This is a genomic window from Pustulibacterium marinum (genome assembly GCF_900116665.1).
In the GTDB taxonomy this organism is placed as follows: Bacteria; Bacteroidota; Bacteroidia; order Flavobacteriales; family Flavobacteriaceae; genus Pustulibacterium; species Pustulibacterium marinum.
This window is the reverse complement of sequence record NZ_FPBK01000003.1, coordinates 39,047-57,861: the sequence shown is the minus strand read 5'-3', so window position 1 is coordinate 57,861 and position 18,815 is coordinate 39,047. Positions and strand designations below refer to the sequence as shown.

Annotated in this window: 17 protein-coding genes; 3 read left to right on the top strand and 14 right to left on the bottom strand. The window is 35.3% G+C overall.

Annotated features, from left to right (window positions below):
* A complete protein-coding gene (locus BM383_RS06270) occupies positions 1 to 3,042 on the bottom strand; it encodes a SusC/RagA family TonB-linked outer membrane protein (protein WP_093024162.1) in 3,042 nt (1,013 codons plus the stop codon).
* A 453-nt stretch (positions 3,043 to 3,495) separates the two neighbouring features.
* Here BM383_RS06270 and BM383_RS06265 point away from each other — a divergent pair, with 453 nt between their 5' ends.
* On the top strand, positions 3,496 to 4,599 hold the full coding sequence (locus BM383_RS06265; RefSeq protein ID WP_093024464.1) for a phosphatidylinositol-specific phospholipase C1-like protein: 1,104 nt from the start codon (positions 3,496 to 3,498) through the stop codon (positions 4,597 to 4,599).
* Positions 4,600 to 4,689: 90 nt separating this feature from the next.
* Here BM383_RS06265 and BM383_RS06260 read toward each other — a convergent pair whose 3' ends face one another.
* The 13 genes from BM383_RS06260 to BM383_RS06205 form a co-directional block, all read right to left on the bottom strand.
* Entirely contained in the window at positions 4,690 to 5,367 is a 678-nt protein-coding gene (locus BM383_RS06260; protein ID WP_143106350.1) for a hypothetical protein, read from the bottom strand.
* 105 nt (positions 5,368 to 5,472) lie between these two features.
* A complete protein-coding gene (locus tag BM383_RS19050) occupies positions 5,473 to 5,598 on the bottom strand; it encodes a hypothetical protein (protein ID WP_262501695.1) in 126 nt (41 codons plus the stop codon).
* 4 nt (positions 5,599 to 5,602) lie between these two features.
* Positions 5,603 to 6,346 carry an SDR family oxidoreductase gene (locus BM383_RS06255; protein WP_093024159.1) on the bottom strand — a complete coding sequence of 248 codons (744 nt, stop codon included), beginning with the start codon at positions 6,344 to 6,346 and terminating at the stop codon, positions 5,603 to 5,605.
* A gap of 73 nt (positions 6,347 to 6,419) precedes the next feature.
* On the bottom strand, positions 6,420 to 6,983 hold the full coding sequence (locus tag BM383_RS06250) for a Crp/Fnr family transcriptional regulator (protein ID WP_093024157.1): 564 nt from the start codon (positions 6,981 to 6,983) through the stop codon (positions 6,420 to 6,422).
* Between the two features lie 213 nt (positions 6,984 to 7,196).
* Positions 7,197 to 7,718, bottom strand: a complete 522-nt coding sequence (locus BM383_RS06245; protein WP_143106349.1) for a hypothetical protein — start codon at positions 7,716 to 7,718, stop codon at positions 7,197 to 7,199.
* A gap of 76 nt (positions 7,719 to 7,794) precedes the next feature.
* Positions 7,795 to 8,178: a hypothetical protein gene (locus BM383_RS06240; RefSeq protein ID WP_093024153.1), complete on the bottom strand. Its 384-nt coding sequence runs from the start codon at positions 8,176 to 8,178 to the stop codon at positions 7,795 to 7,797.
* 117 nt (positions 8,179 to 8,295) lie between these two features.
* The gene (locus BM383_RS06235) at positions 8,296 to 8,721 is read right to left on the bottom strand and encodes a DUF3276 family protein (protein ID WP_093024151.1); all 426 of its coding nucleotides are present in this window, start codon (positions 8,719 to 8,721) and stop codon (positions 8,296 to 8,298) included.
* A 166-nt stretch (positions 8,722 to 8,887) separates the two neighbouring features.
* Entirely contained in the window at positions 8,888 to 9,826 is a 939-nt protein-coding gene (locus BM383_RS06230; RefSeq protein WP_093024149.1) for a hypothetical protein, read from the bottom strand.
* Positions 9,827 to 9,845: 19 nt separating this feature from the next.
* Positions 9,846 to 10,460, bottom strand: a complete 615-nt coding sequence (locus BM383_RS06225; RefSeq protein ID WP_093024147.1) for a hypothetical protein — start codon at positions 10,458 to 10,460, stop codon at positions 9,846 to 9,848.
* A gap of 3 nt (positions 10,461 to 10,463) precedes the next feature.
* Positions 10,464 to 10,946 carry a hypothetical protein gene (locus BM383_RS06220; protein ID WP_093024145.1) on the bottom strand — a complete coding sequence of 161 codons (483 nt, stop codon included), beginning with the start codon at positions 10,944 to 10,946 and terminating at the stop codon, positions 10,464 to 10,466.
* A 143-nt stretch (positions 10,947 to 11,089) separates the two neighbouring features.
* The gene (locus tag BM383_RS06215) at positions 11,090 to 13,003 is read right to left on the bottom strand and encodes a hypothetical protein (protein WP_093024143.1); all 1,914 of its coding nucleotides are present in this window, start codon (positions 13,001 to 13,003) and stop codon (positions 11,090 to 11,092) included.
* Positions 13,004 to 13,708: 705 nt separating this feature from the next.
* A complete protein-coding gene (locus tag BM383_RS06210) occupies positions 13,709 to 15,673 on the bottom strand; it encodes a glycoside hydrolase family 97 protein (protein WP_218157914.1) in 1,965 nt (654 codons plus the stop codon).
* Between the two features lie 81 nt (positions 15,674 to 15,754).
* Positions 15,755 to 17,536, bottom strand: a complete 1,782-nt coding sequence (locus BM383_RS06205; protein ID WP_093024141.1) for a metallophosphoesterase family protein — start codon at positions 17,534 to 17,536, stop codon at positions 15,755 to 15,757.
* Between the two features lie 225 nt (positions 17,537 to 17,761).
* Here BM383_RS06205 and BM383_RS06200 point away from each other — a divergent pair, with 225 nt between their 5' ends.
* Together BM383_RS06200 and BM383_RS06195 are read left to right on the top strand one after the other, a co-directional pair.
* Positions 17,762 to 18,574, top strand: coding sequence for an SDR family NAD(P)-dependent oxidoreductase (locus tag BM383_RS06200; RefSeq protein ID WP_093024139.1), 813 nt, complete (start codon positions 17,762 to 17,764; stop codon positions 18,572 to 18,574).
* A gap of 3 nt (positions 18,575 to 18,577) precedes the next feature.
* Positions 18,578 to 18,790, top strand: coding sequence for a hypervirulence associated TUDOR domain-containing protein (locus tag BM383_RS06195; RefSeq protein ID WP_093024137.1), 213 nt, complete (start codon positions 18,578 to 18,580; stop codon positions 18,788 to 18,790).
* Positions 18,791 to 18,815: the final 25 nt, after the last annotated feature.

The window sequence follows — 18,815 nt, the reverse complement described above, 5'->3', positions numbered from 1 at the left end:
TTATAGTTTTATAGTTGCACCAATCATGTATGATCTGGCAGATGGATAGGTGGTATAATCGATACCGATGGATTGATTTCCTCCTGAAGAACGTGGACTGTTCACTAAAGGATCAAAACCTGTATAGTTGGTTATGGTAAACAAGTTAGAACCTGTTACATAAATATTCAGTCCTTGTAACCAGTTGATCTTTTCTACATTTACTGTATATCCTAAACGAGCGTTGTTCAAACGAATGAAATCTGATTTTTCCATGTAAAGGGTAGACAACTGTGGTGTGTTTTGAGAATTTGCACCTTGGTTATAGAAATCTGCCAACACGTTTCTGTCAGAAGCTAAGTTGTTAATGTTCAATGCAAGGTTGGTGTTGTTTACCAAGTATCCACCGGTTTGTCCTATAAAGGCAAGGCTTAGATCCCAACGTTTGTAGCTTAAGTTGGTATTGATACCAAAAGTAAAGTTAGGCAACGCTCCTTCAAAGATTTGACGGTCATCTGCATTGATGACACCATCGTTATTAATATCTTCAAAAATATCAGTTCCGTTTTCATCATAACCTAAATGTTTCAACATAAAGAATGACCCTGCTTCGTACCCGCTTTTGTAAATGTTTGCAGCAACTCCAGAAAGTCCAGGTCCTGCAACGCTACCAGAATACAGTTCAGATACCGGAAGATTTTTGATCTCGTTGTTCAACGTAGCACCGTTCACATCAAGTGTCCAGTTGAAATCTTCTGTGCTTACTAACTGAGAACCTAAGGTAAATTCAAAACCTTTGTTCACAATTTCTCCGTCAATATTACTCCAAACAGATGATGTAGGGCTTAATGGTTCTGAAGGAATGTTCAAAATAGCATCCGTAGTGGTTTTGTTGTAGTAGTCTAAGGAACCGTATAATTTGTTATCCCATAAACTGAAATCGGTACCAACGTTAAACTGTGTTACCACTTCCCATTTTAAATCTGGGTTTGCAGTACGGTTAACTACAATACCGTTAATTAGGCTATAATCGTTATACAAGTAATAACCACCGGCTTGTGACTGAGAGTAACTTGCTTGCGTAATTTTGTTAGCAACTTCCTGGTTTCCTGTTTGTCCCCAGCTGGCACGTAGTTTCAATTGACTAATTTCTGAAACATCTGCCAAGAAACTTTCTCTGTCTATATTCCAACCGGCAGCGAAAGAAGGGAAATATCCATATTTGTTATTATCTCCAAAACGTGTAGAACCATCTGCACGTAACGATGCTGTTAACAAATATTTGTTGTCAAAGTTATAGTTAACTCTACCAAAGTAAGACTGTAATTCGTTTTCCTGAGCATAACCACTCACACCCGATTGTTCTCCTGAATATCCTGGGTTGTTTGCAGGAGCAACACCTGTACCCATTTCATCAATATTGATGATAGAAAAAGAAGTTCCTGAGAAATAATATTTCTGGTAAGACAATCCGCCTAATACTTCAAAATTGTTTTTTCCTAAATCGAAGTTATAGGTTAAGTAATGCTCTAACAATGTTGTTTGAGAGTCCAGATTATTTTGAACATACGCCCCTTGTTGTTGTCTATCTGTAACGTTCGGGTAGATGGTTGAATTTCTTTCAGAAACTGATTTATCAATACCCAAGTTGAATTTATACTCTAAACCATCAATAATACGGAACGTAGTTTCCAAGTTTCCTAAAACACGTACGGTTTCTGTTTGGTCATCATAGATGTGTAACAGATACATAGGGTTGTAGTTCTGGTTTAGGTTGAAGTTGGTATAGTCTCCATTATCAGCAAACACAGGCTGTGTTGGGTTCGCCATCAAAGCATGCATAATCAACTGTCCGTCCGATCCTGCATCAGCACCGTTAGGAATACCCGATTCATTGATTTGGCTGGCAGTAAGGTTCATTTTTACTTTTAAACGCTTCTCGTCTAAGAATGATTCTTCAGCATTCAAACGAGCTGTAGTTCTCTCAAAATCACTAGTTTCTACAATACCTTCTTGATCCATATACGATAAAGACGCATAGTAGTTACCGGTTTCTGTTCTTTTAGCGAACGAGAAGTTGTGGTTTTGTGTAATGGCATTACGGAATAGTTCATCTTGCCAATCTGTATTACCACCATGATCGTATGCAGGATCGGTAATTGCATTTCTGTATTCATCTGCAGAAAGCACATCTATTTTGTCAATTACTTGCGCAACACTTGCATAAGAATCTACCGTGAACGATGCTTTTCCTTTTTGTCCTTGTTTGGTGGTGATGATCACAACCCCGTTTGAACCTCTTGCACCATAAATAGCTGTAGCCGATGCATCTTTTAAAACTGTCATCGAAGCAATATCGCTGGTGTTTAAGAAGTTTAATGGGTTTTTAGGAGCTGAAGATCCTAAACCGAAGTTTGGGCTGGCAGCACTTACACTCTCGTTACTCAATGGCATACCATCTACAACGAATAAAGGTGTACTACCACTACGGATAGAACCAATACCACGAATAGAAACATTTACACCTGCTCCCGGTTCACCACTGGATTGTACTACACGTACCCCGGCTACTTTCCCCTGGATCAAGTTATCTGGAGAAACGTTGACCCCTTTTTTAAAGTCTTCTGTAGAAAGTTGGGCAACTGCTCCGGTTACATCTTTTTTGGTTTGTGTACCATAACCTACCAATACTACCTCGTCTAGCTTGGCAGCATCTGGTTCCATAGTAATTTGTAAATTTTCTTCAGCAGTTACTTCCTGCATTTTATAGCCTATAAAAGAGATTTCTAGTAAGGCTCCGGCTGGTACGGTAATGGTAAAGTTACCATCAAAATCGGTTACCACACCGTTATCAGTTCCTTTTTCTCTTACGGTAGCTCCTGGTAATGGAGTTCCTAGTTCGTCTACAATAGTACCTGTAATAGTTTGTTGATAGGCACCGGATTGTGTTTTTTTAATGCTGTACACAGCAGCGCTTTTAGCAAATCCTGCGGGGATACACAGCATAACTAAAGCTAAAAAGAGTAGTTTTTTTAGCTTAAAAAAAGTAATTTTAGAATACATTAATTTTTAAGTTATTGGTTTTACAATGCTTAAGAAAGACCGTGGTTGTTGGCGCAACTGCGGTTTCTTTTTTTTAATTCGTACAAATAGTACTTTATAAGGGGTTAATAAATCATAGAGGGGTTGGTTTTTTAAGATGATGATACGTTTTTTATTAGTTGTTTAGCTTTTGTGAGGGATGTTAGAAATCCCTTGAAATTTCGGTTGCTAAATAATGAAATGTTAATTTTTTAACCATTTTTTTGAAGTTACCGTATGATTAATTTTGCTAAAACGATTATCTCACTTCCTAACGATTCAGCAATTTTCGAATAACTAAAAATTAACATTTTGTACTTTTTGATATCGTTTTCGTTTGGTTGTTTTTTAGATAACATAACACAAGCTTTAAATAGCTTTGCATTAAAGTTACATGCAGTATATACTTTTAATGCTTCACAAAATATATCCGTTATGAAACTAACCAAACCCTTTATATATATAGGTGTTTTACTAGGAGCAGCACTTTCTCAGTCGTGCGAAACTACTCCTAAAAAAGAACAAGAAATAGCTGCTAACACCCCAAAGATCAACCAGGTTCAGGTTATTGGTTCACACAATAGTTATAAGAACGCTATTGATGCAGAGCTTTTTGCTTATTTAGCTGAACAAGATTCCACTGGCGGAATCTACGGATTGCAATATGAGCACATTCCGTTACTAAAACAGTTAGATATGGGCTTGCGCAATATAGAGCTAGATGCCTATGCAGATTCTTTAGGTGGAAAGTATGCCAACCCAAAAGGGATGGAACTGGTTCCCGGTCAACCGGCGTATGATCCTGAGGGGAAGTTAGCACAACCGGGTTTTAAAATGATTCACGTAACGGATATTGATTACCGTACACAATATTATTTATTAGCGGATTGCTTATCAGATTTGAAAAAATGGTCGGAAGCGCATCCTGATCACGGAACTATCTTTGTGACCCTAGAACCCAAGGACGGTAAAGCCAATCGTTTTGGTACAGCACCAGAAGCTTTTACAAGTACAGTTTTTGATGAGTTGGACAAAACCTTACTCAAGTATTTAGGGAAAGAGCATATTCTTACTCCAGATGATGTTCGTGGTACCTATGCTACGCTCAACGAAGCAGTACGCGCTGGTCAATGGCCAACGGTAACAGCCGGAAAAGGCAAGTTTTTGTTTATCCTAGACACCAAAGGAGAAAAAGAAGAGCGCTATGCAGCAGGACATCCGTCTTTAAAAGGGCGTGTGTTATTTATCAATGCCGAAGCGGGAACTCCCGAAGCCGGAGCCATGATCTTGAACAATCCGGAGGATGAGCGCATTCCCGAATATGTAAAAGCCGGGTACATCATCAGAACCCGCGCGGATGCCAATACCAAAGAAGCTCGTGCAAATGATTATAGCCATTTTGAAGCAGCGAAACAATCAGGAGCACAGATCATCACTACCGATTATTACCAACCGTCTCAATTGTTTGAGTCTACCTATCATATCAATTTTGGAGAAGGTGTGTTTAGCAGACCCAATCCAATCATAGGAGCAGAGTAATCTTTTATACAAACGTATCCATAAAAAAGTCCCTTTTTCAAACGAAAGGGACTTTTTGTTTTTGTGTGTTTAGCTGTGTTTCAGTACTGGTTATTCTTTCTTTTGTTGATTACGCTCTGCTATGTTTGCTACAAAAGCTTTTTGTTTTGTTTCAAATTCTTTCATACCATCTGGTTCAAGAAATAGCACTTTGTTTAATAATTCAGTTCCTCCCAAACGATAGACCCTAGCAAAAAGACGTTGATTCAAAAGGTCTTCCGGAATTAAAAATTGTGAAGTATGTACAGCTCCTTTTATGGGATTTGTGTAATATACCTGATGGTTGTGTAACCACTTAAACCTGATTTCTGTTTCATAGTTTCCCGAATAGGCTATTGACCTGGTCTCTAGAAATCCATTTGGTTTTAGTGTTTCTGTCAAGTAGCTATTTCCGCAAGTACTATATTCCCAATATTCAATAGGTTTCCATTCACCTTGTTTGTTTTTAGCTTCTTGAATTAAAAACAAATGCCAGTCTTGTAAAGAAATGGGAATAGGACTAGCCGTGCTATTTACAATCCGAATAGCATACAAAGAATCGTTTGCTCTTACTACCTTCAACTGAATATTATTGGTAGTACTAGCGGTTGTGTTTAGCTGAGTAGTAACAGCCGTATTTCGTTCAATTTTGTTCGTATTGGGTTGCATTACTGACGATTGAGCATACAATCCAACGGTGAATGAGGAGCAGAGTAAAATGATGCAGTATAGCCTTTTTTGTCTTTGCATAGATTTTTAATCTTTAGTTGATTATCCTGTACAAGTTAAGAAACCATTGTTATCAACTTGATGAATCGTTTATAAAAAGTAAAACGCACTATAGTTTCTAATGTTTTATAATGAATAAGTTGTGATGGATTTTCCTGTTGTTACAAAAACAAAGTCGCTCATGAGCGACTTGTTGATAGGATCTATTTTTAACAAAAGTAACGGAATACTAGCCAGTACTAAGGCTTCCATAACTTTACCAAGGAATTTCTCCGCTTTCTGGATTGGTTTCTTCGCAGAAAAATTTTCCGCTTGGGCCATTTGCGTCGATAAATACATATTTTAAGATGCGATTTCCTGCAGATTTTACAGTCCCGGTTCCACGATTACCATTAAAATCTGTTTTTGTAAAACCAGGGCTCACAGCATTTACCTTAAATGGAGTATCTTTTAGATCGTAGGCTAAATTTACTGTATACATGTTCAAGGCAGCTTTGGAAGAAAGATATACAGCTCCTTTGTAATCGTAATACTGGTAATTATAAGATGAATTACTATGCAGCGTTATAGAACCTTGACTTGAGCTTACATTCACAATTCTTGGTTCGCTAGATTTTTGCATTAAACTTATAAATGCTTGGGTAACTCTTACTACTCCAAAAACATTGGTTTCGTATGCATCGTGAAATTGTTGCATCGTTGCCGAAAGTGATGTTTGCGGTTGGCCTCCACTAATGCCTGCATTGTTGATGAGAATGTCTAATGCTTTACATTTGTTACTAATGGTTTGTTGAGCCTGTGTTATAGATGCATTATCCGTTACATCTATTTGCACAACCTCAATTTGGGTGATTCCCTCTTGCTTTAGTTTGTCTACAGCCTGTTGTCCCTTTTCTAAATCACGACTTCCAAGAAACACATAAACCCCTTTTTCAGCTAGTTGTTTTGCTACTTCAAAACCAATGCCTTTATTAGCTCCTGTAATGAATGCTGTTTTCATATTTTTATCATTAAAATTAATACAGCAAAGGTGTATTATTCAATACTAGAAGCATTTACCATTTGGTAAAAAGTTATTCCGAAATGTTTTTTCGTATTCTACTGAGCGATTGTTGTGTTACTCCCAAATACGAAGCTATATAGGAGAGTGGAATCCGGTTTACTAAATTCGGAAATTTTTCTAAAAAAGTGAGGTATCGTGTAGTGGCATTTTCCGAAACCAAGGAACTTCTTCTATCCATTTTCTCTACTAAACCTTTTTGGAATATCTTATTCAAAATAGCGTCCCAAGAAATTATGGTATTGGAAAGTTCTTGCCAATCTTTTGGAGCAATTGTAATGAGTTTACAATCCGTAATTGCTTGAATATATTCTGTTAACGGTTCGTTTGCATACGGATTTTTAAATAGGTGATTTTCGTCTGCAAAGTATTTTGTTATTTCTTCACCATCTCTATTGTAATAATAGATACGCAAAACGCCTTCTTTTATAAAAACGACTTCATTGAATGGTTTCCCTGCTTCTACCAGATAGTCGTCTTTATGAATTTCAATTTCTGAGATGCTACTCAAAATCAAAGCTATTTGCTGTTTGTTTAAATCACCAAACTGTAAAATATAGGTTATAAATTCTTCCATGGTTTAAAGGTACTAAAGACTAGCAATTGATTTTTTACCATTTGATAAAAAATGAAGATGGCAAGCAGCAATACACTATTGTTTATACTATTGAATCGTAACCAATTCCAAAGATTAAAAGTGTTAGATTATTTGTGATGAATCCGTTTTTAATGGTAACTGTATACTATGTGTAGCTTTAATTGAAACGTAGTTGTAGCGTAATTTCTCTAACTATTTTTTAGAGTCTACATCAAAGAGCTTTGTTTTTTTTCTTAATGCTTCAATTTCGTATTCAAGTCTTTTTTTCTCGGTATTTTCGTATGCTTTCATTTCTTTTTTTTCCTGTTCAGGGGTGTTTGGAGAATTTGGCATAGGAGGTGGCGGTGGCGCATATAAGTATGGTTTATCAAACATTCGTGTGGGGCTACAGAGTGTTGCAAAGAATTCTTTTTCTTCAACTGATCCATAAAATAAACCCATGCCCTCCCTGTCAAAATAATAAGCGCAGCTATCTGCTGTATGTCCAGCTTTCAAAATCTGCCCTACTTTTACATTACCTTTAAAAACTTCCTGAACTTCTATCCATAATTGGTGATCTCTTTTTACGATTTCACCTATGAAAATGTAGCTATAATAATGAAAACTAGATTCAATGTACAGGTCATGATCTTTTATGGGAGGACATTCACAAGCCAGTCCATAAACCGACTGAAGAATGAAAACGATTGGCAATATTCTTTTTAGTTTCGTCATTTTAAATTGGCACCAACATGTTGATAGTAGAAACAAGATACAACTATACTCCAGCATGTGCACTTTGAAATCTACTTTAAATGATGTTATTTCTTTTATTAATATTAAAAGCAAATTTATTGAAACCTAAAGTTCCTATAATCACTGGGACTAAAATAGCAACGACTTCATTATGTAATATTTCAATACTACTCAAAATAAAGAATGCAAGGAGCATGTATGCAAAAATTCCTAAAAAGGTACAAACTATAGCAGATACGAGTGAAGGAAGAAAAGCATAGGTGTTGTTGATACTTTTCAAATATATATAGCCTGGAAGAGCAATTCCCAAAGCGGCACTTAAATGTATCAGTACAATGTCTAAAATGCTTAGGTCATTCCACTTGTGAAAAGCGATGATTCCTAACGAGATTCCTAAAGATAATTGAAAAAGCACCAATATGGTAATTTTAATTTTCATGTCTTTACTCCCTTATGATTCTTGATTTTATAGCTATACTCATAAAGCAAAATTACACCAAAGCGATTCTTTTATTCAGTTGATACTTTTTAGTAAGGAGTTGTTTGTCAAATACTGCTACGTATCATATTTTTCTTTTAGTTCAAGCTTTTTGATTCTCGACCGAATAGCTCCTTTATTCCGCCCGAAAAGTTGGCTAAGTTCTATAGTGCTCTTTCCTTCACAGTAAAGCAATTCAAGCCGGTTGTCATCTTCATGAGTCCAAGGCCGATATGCATTCGGATGTGTTTTTCGCTTTTCATCCACAGAGTAACTTTTTTCATCAGAGTGAATTTTATTTGCTATTTCCTGTATTTTCTCAGCGAGCTTGTCAATTCCTTCCTCAAATACAATTATTTGATGTCTTTCAAATTCAGTTTCACCTGTTCGCTTGCTTTCAGAGATTTTTAAATATCGGTCTCCATCTTTGGTAATTTTTAAGTCAAAAAAATAAGTCCTATTTCCCGCTTGAAATTTTGTAGATAATATGTCTTCGTTTTTCATTACGGTTGTCTTTTATATTGATAATTAGTTGTTTATTTCCATCAACAAGATACAACTTTTGGTCTTCTACACGGATGTACTGTAAAAATAAGGTCGTTCTTTTGACTGATGACCACGCTTTAGTGAGGGGTAGAGTAATGGTTACTATCCTTGTAAGTTACAGTTTTTATTGGGCTATTTCTTGTCTTTGTTTAATTTCATTGTAAAATTCATAATAATACTGACTATAAATTTCTCCAAATTTTATAGAGTTTAAGTAACCTTTGATATCAATTATTATATTGTTATAATCTTTTAGACCATCGTTAAAAATGTCTTCTCTATTTTTAAAAATTATCAAATTAGTTTTATTCCAATTTTCAGTTTTTGTATAATTCGATGAAGCATTATAAACTTGATTTTTTTTATATTTCAATAACCAGTTTATTAGTTTTTTGTGATCTGAAATTTGAAAATTGTTAAATTCAGCCAATGCTTTTTTTGCCAAAAAATTATCCTTTTTTATTGATGAAATATTTTTAGTACTATGATAAGTCGATAGAAAAGAAGAAACGAAACTATAGTCGAGATTCATATATTTTATAGAGTTAAATAGCTGGGACCATTTATTTAACCAAATTTCAATTATTTCTAAATCTATTATTTGATTTTGGAATTTTTCAAATTCTAGTTCTGCGTGTTCAATTCCCTTTTGTTGAGATAAATGTAAAGAGGTAGGAATGTATGAAGTTTTTAGGTCTTTTTTAAAGCAAAGAAAAATGTTGTTTTTTTTTATTATTTCTTCTTCATTTTTGAAATTCGTGCATTGAGTTATATCCGTAATAGTGTTATTTTTTTCTTCAATTAATAAATCAAGATAATCATTGTTTTTTGTCAAAAAGGTATAGCCAGTACAACCAGCATAGCATTTTTGACAAGTTCCTTTTGAAACTTTATTGAATTTTGTAACTCCTTGATTGTTTAATCGTTTAAATTTTTTTGATAACTCTTTGATAAATAAATCCTTAGAAACTTCCATGTATGAGTTAGAATTAGCTAATAATAAATCTATCATATCTAAATTCATATCGATTATTGCATTTATGATTAATTTTTGGCTAGACATACATGAGAATTAGAATTTATTAATCATTATTCCAAAAATTTGACTCATCATTTTCATAAGCATCCATATACCAATCATGGTAATCTTCTCTAGAACCTTCTGTTTTATAATGTGTTGTTTTTCTTATATAATCTCTTGGCGTTAAAATTTCAAATCTGGTGTAATTGCCTTGCTCTCCTATTTCATTAGATTTAAAAACACACAAGTTAAGTTTTGGATATTCTTTAATTCTTGTAACTAATTCTTTATTACACAATACTTCAAACCTATTGATGTTATCCCAATGTCTTAGGTTTTCTTTAGTTCCAAAGGATGTTTTGTAAAAAAATAATTGATTTATTCCTATTTGAGTTTTTATGAAATTTAAATTTTTATTTTCGATACTATCAAAATCGAATTTCTTAATATCATCTCTTTGATATAGAAATATGTCCATTGAAGATTTAAACAAATAATCATCAATTTTGCGAGTAACTAATCCAAAGTTTAGTTGCTCAATTTGATACTTTACGTAATAAGCTAAATTTAAATCAAATATTTTAGAAGTCAAAACTTCTAAATTAGATGTCTTACCTAATTCAATATATGACTGAATTGATTTCAATAATTGTCTTTGATTCTCGTACGTTTCCATTCTTTACATTGGTAAGCCATCATAATCATTATTAATTTCTTCAATGTTATCATAGCAAGCCTTAAAGTTTTTCTTATGTTCTTTATTGGGTATAAATTTCGACAGGTTAATTCTAACACATTGCCCTAATTTTTTTCTTTGTTCTAATTCCTTTTCATTTTCTACAATGTAAACATTTTTTTTACAAACCTTGCAGAACCTTATTTTGTCCTCGCCAGTTGGTATTAATTCTAATGCCATTTCAGGGCAAGGGTTTTTAAATATACTCGAACTAACTTCTCGTATGATTATATTAATATCGTTTAAAGCATTTAAAAAAGAGTTAGACTCAATCTGTTTTTCTATATTTTTTATGAAATTATTTTTCTCAGTAATTTCTATTTCAAATAGTTCCTTAAATATGGATAAAGTACTTTCATCTTCTTGAATTAGTAGATGCTTTATAATGTTCAACTTTTTTAATTCAATTAAATGTTCTGTTCTCATTGTTTTTATTTTAATGGTAACTCATTTAGATTCTTAACAAGATACAATTTTTCGTCTTCTACACGGATGTATTATAAAAAGAAAGTAATTCTTTTGATTGATAATCAATTTTTTAGCAAGAGGGTGCGCAATGCCTACCATTCTTAGGCAACGTTATTTTCTCCGTAATAGTAATTTCTACTCTCTTTTTTGTCTATCTCAATTTCTCCTTTAGGTTCGAGTACTCTTGAACACCAAGCAGAAACTTTTTGTCTTGTGCAACCAACTGCATTTGCAACTTCAACTGCTGACATCGCATCTTCTTTTTCTAAGGTTGCTATTAATCCTAGAATTTTTACTTCTACCTCAGCAAGATTACCTCCGTAAACTTCAAATTCTTGATGTATTACTTCTTCTAATTTACTGTCATCTTCGAAACAACGCTTTACTTTAGCAGGTGGAAGTTCATCTTCTTGATATATCCTATTACATTCAGGACATTTGTAACTTTTAAGTTTTGTGTCGGTGAAGTAACTATCAAACTCTGATAATACAGTATCATAAACAAACCGAATAGCAGTATATTCATCTTTGTTTTCTGCATATTTAATATTGAGGTCTAAACAAATATCATAATCTATAGAATATAAATCATAATGACCACCATATTTTGATGCCCTTCCTTCTTCTAAAAGATGAATTAAAAAATTTTCTTTAAAAATATTGAAATATTTACTTCTATTGGGGTCAATCAATATATGACTGGCAGGCCTATCTGGGTGTTTGTTTTTCTCAGAAACTGCTTTAGTTATAATAGCATTCCATATATCATTGTAAAAGCCAGGAATTAATTTTCTTTTTAAAGCTCCTGAGTATTGTTTTTCATAAGTTTTGCGTGCAGACCTAATGCCATAATTTAATTCAGATAAACCAAGTTTATAGTCATTCACCTCTGCTTGTTTCCAAGCATTTTGAAGAATTAAACCAATCGTCCTAGTAACTCCTATTGATTCCCTAGCTATTCTGGTGAAAAATTCAGTTTTATTACCTTTCAATAAATTTGTCAAGGCAATGTTATCTGCATAAATTTCTAATCTCTTTTGAATTAAGTCTGGTATTGCATTTTCTAATTTTTTTAATGTAGGGGATAATCCACCAAGCCTTTCAACGTGTTCATTTAAATCCAATGGAATTGGAAAAATATCTCGTCCAATTATTATTTTATCACCAAAATCAAATCTATCTGTTATAACACCTACTTTAACAAAAAGATTAGTTTTTGAGCCTAAAAAACTTTTTAATAATTTAGAAAATTTTGCTTGATATTCTTGATTTAAATCTGAGTACTCATCGAGGAAAAGATAGACCGAGTCAATTTTTGCCTTTTTTAAAATTTCATTGATTTTATTTAAAAACTCTTGAACATTCAAACCTTTAGTTTGAGAATAAGTTTTAGACTTTTCACTAGAAACTTCATCCTTACTTTGCATAGAAAGTTTAAATGACTCAGGCGAAACACTCAATCCAGCTTCATCAGCAAGCCTAGAAGCGTTTTTGGCAGTTATATCAGTTGATTTTGATTGAAAAACGGTTTTACCTTCAATCAAAATTTTTTCAATGTATTCTAAATCATCAATTGCAGGATTATTTTTTCTAAAAATCCCATATGATTTTGCATCATAAATTGATTCTAATTGTCTACCAAGAGAATCAATAATTTGGCGTACAAAATGTATTTCAAATAACTCAAAATTGTCTTTGTCAAAAATATCTCCGCAATTGCTTAAATCTATGTAAATGGGAAGCACTTTTCTATTTAAATATTCCGACTTTTCTTTACCTTTTATTGTTTTTAGACATTCGAAATATCCTTTTAACAAAGCTGTCGTTTTTCCAGTACCTCTTCTTCCTGATATATAATTGTCTTGTTTTTGTAAAATACTACCAATGGAATTAAAAAAGTCGACAAAATAATTACTCAAATTTTCTAGTTCATCAAAATCATCTAAAGAGAGATAATCGGCTCTTAAAATTGAATCAAAAGCATTTTTTATTTTAGTTTTCAATTTTATTTCCATAGTTTTTCAAATTGCTTACAACTCATTATATCAACATAAATAGACACCATACTAATACGATTCTCCAGATATCAGGAATTTTTATTTTTGAATATCCATTTACAAAAACGGTGTTTTTTTACGTATCTACCAATATATAACAATTTCGCCTATAAATCATTTTTATACACAACATTATTTTACACATTACCTTTCCCAACATACCATTACACCAATACAAACCAAATACACTAGCCAGTACCCAACCCTATAACGTGGCTTTCACGGTTCATTGGGTTGGGGTGATACTAGGTTCTTTCCATGGCAAGTCCATATCAAGTCCACAGAAAACATGCAAAAGTGTGGAGTCAGTGTGGACTAGGTGTGGACTCAGTGTGGACTCATACCTAGCGAAACCTACCGCAATCACGCAAGATATTTCAGGAAGTCAACCTTATGGTTTGCGTTGTGATGGACCAAAGTTCAGCTAGGAATAGGAGATGAGCACCATATGCGCTATAGCAAATGAAGGTATCAAACGTACCACCGAGTTTGGTGAAACGTTTGATTGCACAAAAACGCACGTGTGTTTCTGAGAAAACGCACCTGTGTTTTATAAAAAACAGACGTCCGTTTTAGCTAAAACGGACGTCCTTTTGTTATTAATCAATAAAATTGAAGCCTATGGCTTTGTGAAGATACGTTTTTTTATTGAAAATGAGTGTTTTATTTAGTATTTGTTATTATCATTCCTCCATTTGGTTGCAAGGTTATCTTGGTGGTTCCCTTTTTGGAAATTTTTATTGTTTCCTGAGTTGGATGTAACAATTGATCATCTTGATAAAGAGTAACCTTTTTTCCTGCAAGCATAGGAATCTCTATTTTTAGGTTTTTAGGAGTCTGTGTGGCATTGACCCCAACAATGTACCAAGTATCTTTATGTCTGCGCGCCAAAACACAGTACTTTCCAGGATAACCATCTATAAAAATGGTTTCGTCCCAGGTGGTAGGTACTTGCTTCATAAAATCTATTTCAAAGTTGGGTACATCCTGTAAGTTGTTGGGTGCAATACCAAACATTTGTACCGGATTTTGATAAAGAATAGCGGTTGCTAGCTGAAAAATATCGGAGGTTATTCTAGTGGTACCTCCATCATTTGTACGGTTGTGATACTTGTTAAGCAATACGGGACCAAATTCCATGCTTCCTACTGTATTACGAATGAAAGGGTGTAAACAGGCATTGTAGGCTTCCATTTTGTTGGCGTGTTCTGAAAATATTAAATTTTCAGAAGCAAGTACGGCTTCACTACCTACATAGTTAGGATACATTCGTTCCCAACCTCTTGGAAGGGTGCAACCATGAAAAATAATCATTAAACCATGCTCATTGGCATCGGACAGTATAGACTCATACAAACGCATAGTTTCTTGCTTATCACCGCCAAAGAAATCTACTTTTAACCCTTTAACGCCCAAAGATTGTAGCCATTTCATTTCTTTTTTTCTAGCTATGGGATTGTCCATTTTATGTTTTGGTCCCTGTGGGGCATTGTTCCATATTCCGTTAGAATTATACCATAAGAAAACATCTACTCCTTTAGCTTGTGCATAGGCAATAAGATCGGGCATTTTATCGTATCCTACCTGGGTATCCCACAAAGCATCCATGAGTATATATTCATACCCTAAAGTGGCAGCAAGGTCTATATAAGTTATTTGGTCTTCATAGTTCATACTACTATCTTGCCACATAATCCAACTCCAGGTACCACGTCCATAAGTGTAAGTCTGTGTGGGTTTGTACAAAGGCTTTACAAGATCAAATGGAATGGTTGTTTCTACTATGGGTTTTAATTGGTTTCCCACGGTAATGGTTCTCCATGGTGTAACGCCGGGAAGAGCTATAGCGGCTGTAGAACTGCCAAAACCATTGTTTTCTTTTTCATGCGGAAATGCAATGGTATAGATACCTTCTGGGGTGGCATCGCTTAAATGAGAGGCGCAATATGCTCCGTTTACACCAGTTTCTGAAACCAATAACCAATTTTCTTCACCGATGTGGAATAGGGAAGGAAATGTATAACCCAGCCCATATTTAGAAGGTGTTGCTAGTTTTTCATCGGGTACATATTCTTCTTCATAGCTAGGCTTGGTAGCTTTCCAGCCAATACCAGGCGTTGCTTGAGGTGACAAAAACGTTGTAGTATTTTCGGGTAAATTGAATCCGGTGATTTCTTTTTCTATAACACATCTAGAAAGCTCTTCATGAGGCATCAATTGGTATCTAAAACCTAGATTATTATTAGAAACCCTAAAGATTACTTCAAATTGATAGCGATCAGCATTTGAAAAGGTTAGGGTCATTTCATTGGCTTCATAGTCTATAGTAGATTTTTTAACGGTAGCCAGTGTATACTGATCAGTAATATGGGCTTGTTGTGTTTTTTCTAATGTTAGATCGGTACTAAAATCACTTACATCGGTTATAAAACCAAGAGGTGATTTTTCAAGCATGAGCGTTTGGCGATAAGATACCGTATAGAAGGCCTTACCTTTTTCTGTAAAAATTGTTACCGAAGTTGCTGTGTCCGGACTTTTCACAGTGAATTCTTGTGCGTTTGTTGCAAACGAAAACAGAAGGGAAATACTATATATTCCCATCAGTTTCTTGATATTGAAAAATTTCATGGTAAAAAGGTGAATGTTTATAATTGAGGTATAAAGTTACAATTCTCTTTTGTTTTGAATAGTAGACTTTGTCAATAAAATTTACTCATTACCTGATATTTTTCCTGTTTCCAAGTCCACTGTAAAATTCTTAGCGGGCGCGCCTTGTAAAAAAGCATCCAGACTTATAAAAAACTGTTGTAATTGGGTTTGCAGTTCGGTTTGTGGTGCTAGGATTTTGTAAGCTTGTATGAGCTGTTTGTAATACTGTAATGCTTGCGGATCTATATCATCCAACGCCAATACATCGGCATTACGGAGTTTGTAGAAATCGAGTAACACGTCATAACCGGTATGGTTTGCAGCGTTGTCACTTAACTGTACATCAGCTTGTACTGCTAGTTGTTGTAGTGAGTTTTCTAGTAAAAAGCTTTTGATAGGTTCCGGCCAATCGTTTAAAAAACGCAAACGTACCAACTCTTTTAAATGCCACAACATAAAGTCGTGATAGGTTTGGGCTTGCAATACTTCTTTGTTCCAAATATGCGGATGGTTCGTAGCTTGCAAATGTTGGTATTCGGTTTCGTATAGCGGAAACAACTCTTTGAAGTGCGGAACGGAATCTATGGTCACCGTTTCTATTTGTACTTGATTGGAATTGTTAATGGTCAAAATTTTAAATCCCGGACGATAGGCCGCCAACGAAGGCGTTTGAATATTCACCAAGGTTTCGCCGCTTTCGGTAGTGCGCACTCCGGTATCGTTAATGTGCATATGTCCCGCTACATGAATTTGAATACCTGCTTCGGCAAAAGCTTTGGCTACAGCTTCGTCCGGTACGCGTTGCAATTGCCATTTGTTGGTGCCTAATAATTCTTTCAGAATAGGCGTGGCATCGTCGTTAAAATCAACCATCGGGAAATGACTAAACGCAATCAATGTTTTGTGGCGTTGCTTGGCTTCGTCTGCAATCTGTTTGGCCCAGGTGATCAAATGTTGTTTGTTCCTCAATACATTGTTATAGCCCAAACTTGCCCCATGATAGTTGGTAGGATCTGTAGGGTTGCCGCTAGCGTCTTTAGGCAAATACACATCGCCATCAATCGCCATGAGCCAAAGTCCTTCCACAGGTTCTACTACATAACTCACGTCGGGTACGGTAAAACCTTCGGTCACCTCATAAGTGCGGTTTGCCAGTTGCGCGGCTTTCATTCCTTTTTTATAGGAGTAGGATTCATAAGAAAACGTATTAAAAGGCGTAGCCCAGTACAAATCGCTTCGTTTTGGGAAAAATCCAAAGTCCTTCAATTCGTTGAGAATGCCGTCATAGCCCATTTTAGCAAGGTCTTTTGAAAGTACCACAGCATGTTCGTCTTCCGAAGCAGTATACATGCCTGCTTTGCTAAAAATAGGTTGTGCCTTGCCTTCTGAACCTAGAAAATCACGCTTTCCGGAGTCTTGTAAAAACGGTCCTACAGGATCGTGATTTCCGGTAGTGATAAAAAACTGCATGCCATATTCTTTTTCATACTGATGTAAAATGCGCGCCAAGCCACGAACATGCAGGGGCTGCCCATCATCGGTATAATCTCCCGGTAAGGCAACGAGTTTGATGTTGCGAGCTGCAATAGCATCTAGGGCGGCTAAAAAAGCAAAGTAGTTTTCGTTAAAAATACGGGTAGAATGCAATTGGGACGCCATGGTACGCAAATACGTATACTTTCCCGTTGCTGGGTTCAACACTCCTTGATAATCTGAATCGGATAAATCGCCATACAAGTCTTGCAAATGCACATCGGCCAAAAAGGCAATTTGCGTTTCCTGCGCACGGGTATTGCTTAAAAAGCAACTATAGAGAGTCAAAAGAACTATTATTTTTTTCATACTGAAATTTAAGATTTCAAAACTACGATAACAACAAAACCTGTACGTTACTTTAAAATTAAGGATGCCATCATTATACATAGCTACACGCAAGCCAATAAAATCTTAAAAAGACTCACTCTCAAGACTATTGCTTAACATTACTTCAACACAGCGAGTTAAAGAATCTTAATCCATTGTTATGATGGGTATTTCCTGAGTACATTGAAAATAAAAAATTAGATTATGAATTTAGGAGTTCACAACAAAAAAGTATTGATCACCGGAGGAGATTCTGGAATAGGATATGAAACAGCAAAAATTTTGATAGATGAAGGAGCCACTATCATCTTATCAGATTTGAAACAAAAGGACGTAGAAGAAGCCAAGGAAAAATTACTAGCGTACAATAGTGACGCCAAGGTGTATGCACGGGAGTGTGACTTGAGCGATAATGTAGCAGTTGTGCAATTTGCAGAATGGACAAAAAAAGAATTAGGCGGCATTGATATTCTGGTGAATAGTGCCGGAGCAAGAGGAGCGGCCGGAGAATTTCTGGACTTAACAGACGAAGATTGGCAAAACACCATTGATATTGATTTGATGGGAGCCGTACGAGTGTGTAGAGCCTTCATCCCTCAAATGTTAGCGCAGAAATCCGGTCGTATTATTTTGATTGCTTCGGAAAATGCATTCCAACCGTATGTAGATGAAAGTCCGTACAATGCTTGTAAAGCAGCCATCATCAATTTATCAAAATGTTTAAGCAGGCGTTATGGAGAAGAAGGTATTGCCGTGAACACCGTGTCACCAGCCTTTATTGAAACCCCCATGACCGATGCCATGATGGAAGACTTAGCTGAAGAAAGAGACACATCTGTGAAAGAAGCTGTGGAATATTTCTTAGACAATGAAAGACCTTTCTTAACAGCGAAACGCAGAGGAAAACCGGAAGAAGTAGCAGCTGTGATCAGTTTCTTATGTTCTGAACAAGCCAGCTACATTAACGGTAGTAACTACCGCGTAGATAGTGGAGCTGTAGAATCTGCTTTCGGATAAAAAATGGCGAAGTTTAACGAAGATGAAAAAGTACACTGGAAGTGGGGCAATGGCAAGGCTTCCGGAAAGGTACAATCTGTCTTTGAAAAAAAGACCACCCGAAAGATCAACGGTAGTGAGATTACCAAAAACGGTAGTAAAGACAATCCGGCGTATTATATAAAACAAGACGACGGCGCTTCCGTACTAAAATTAGAAAGTGAGTTACAATCATAACTAAAAACCTCCCTGTTTTACAAAA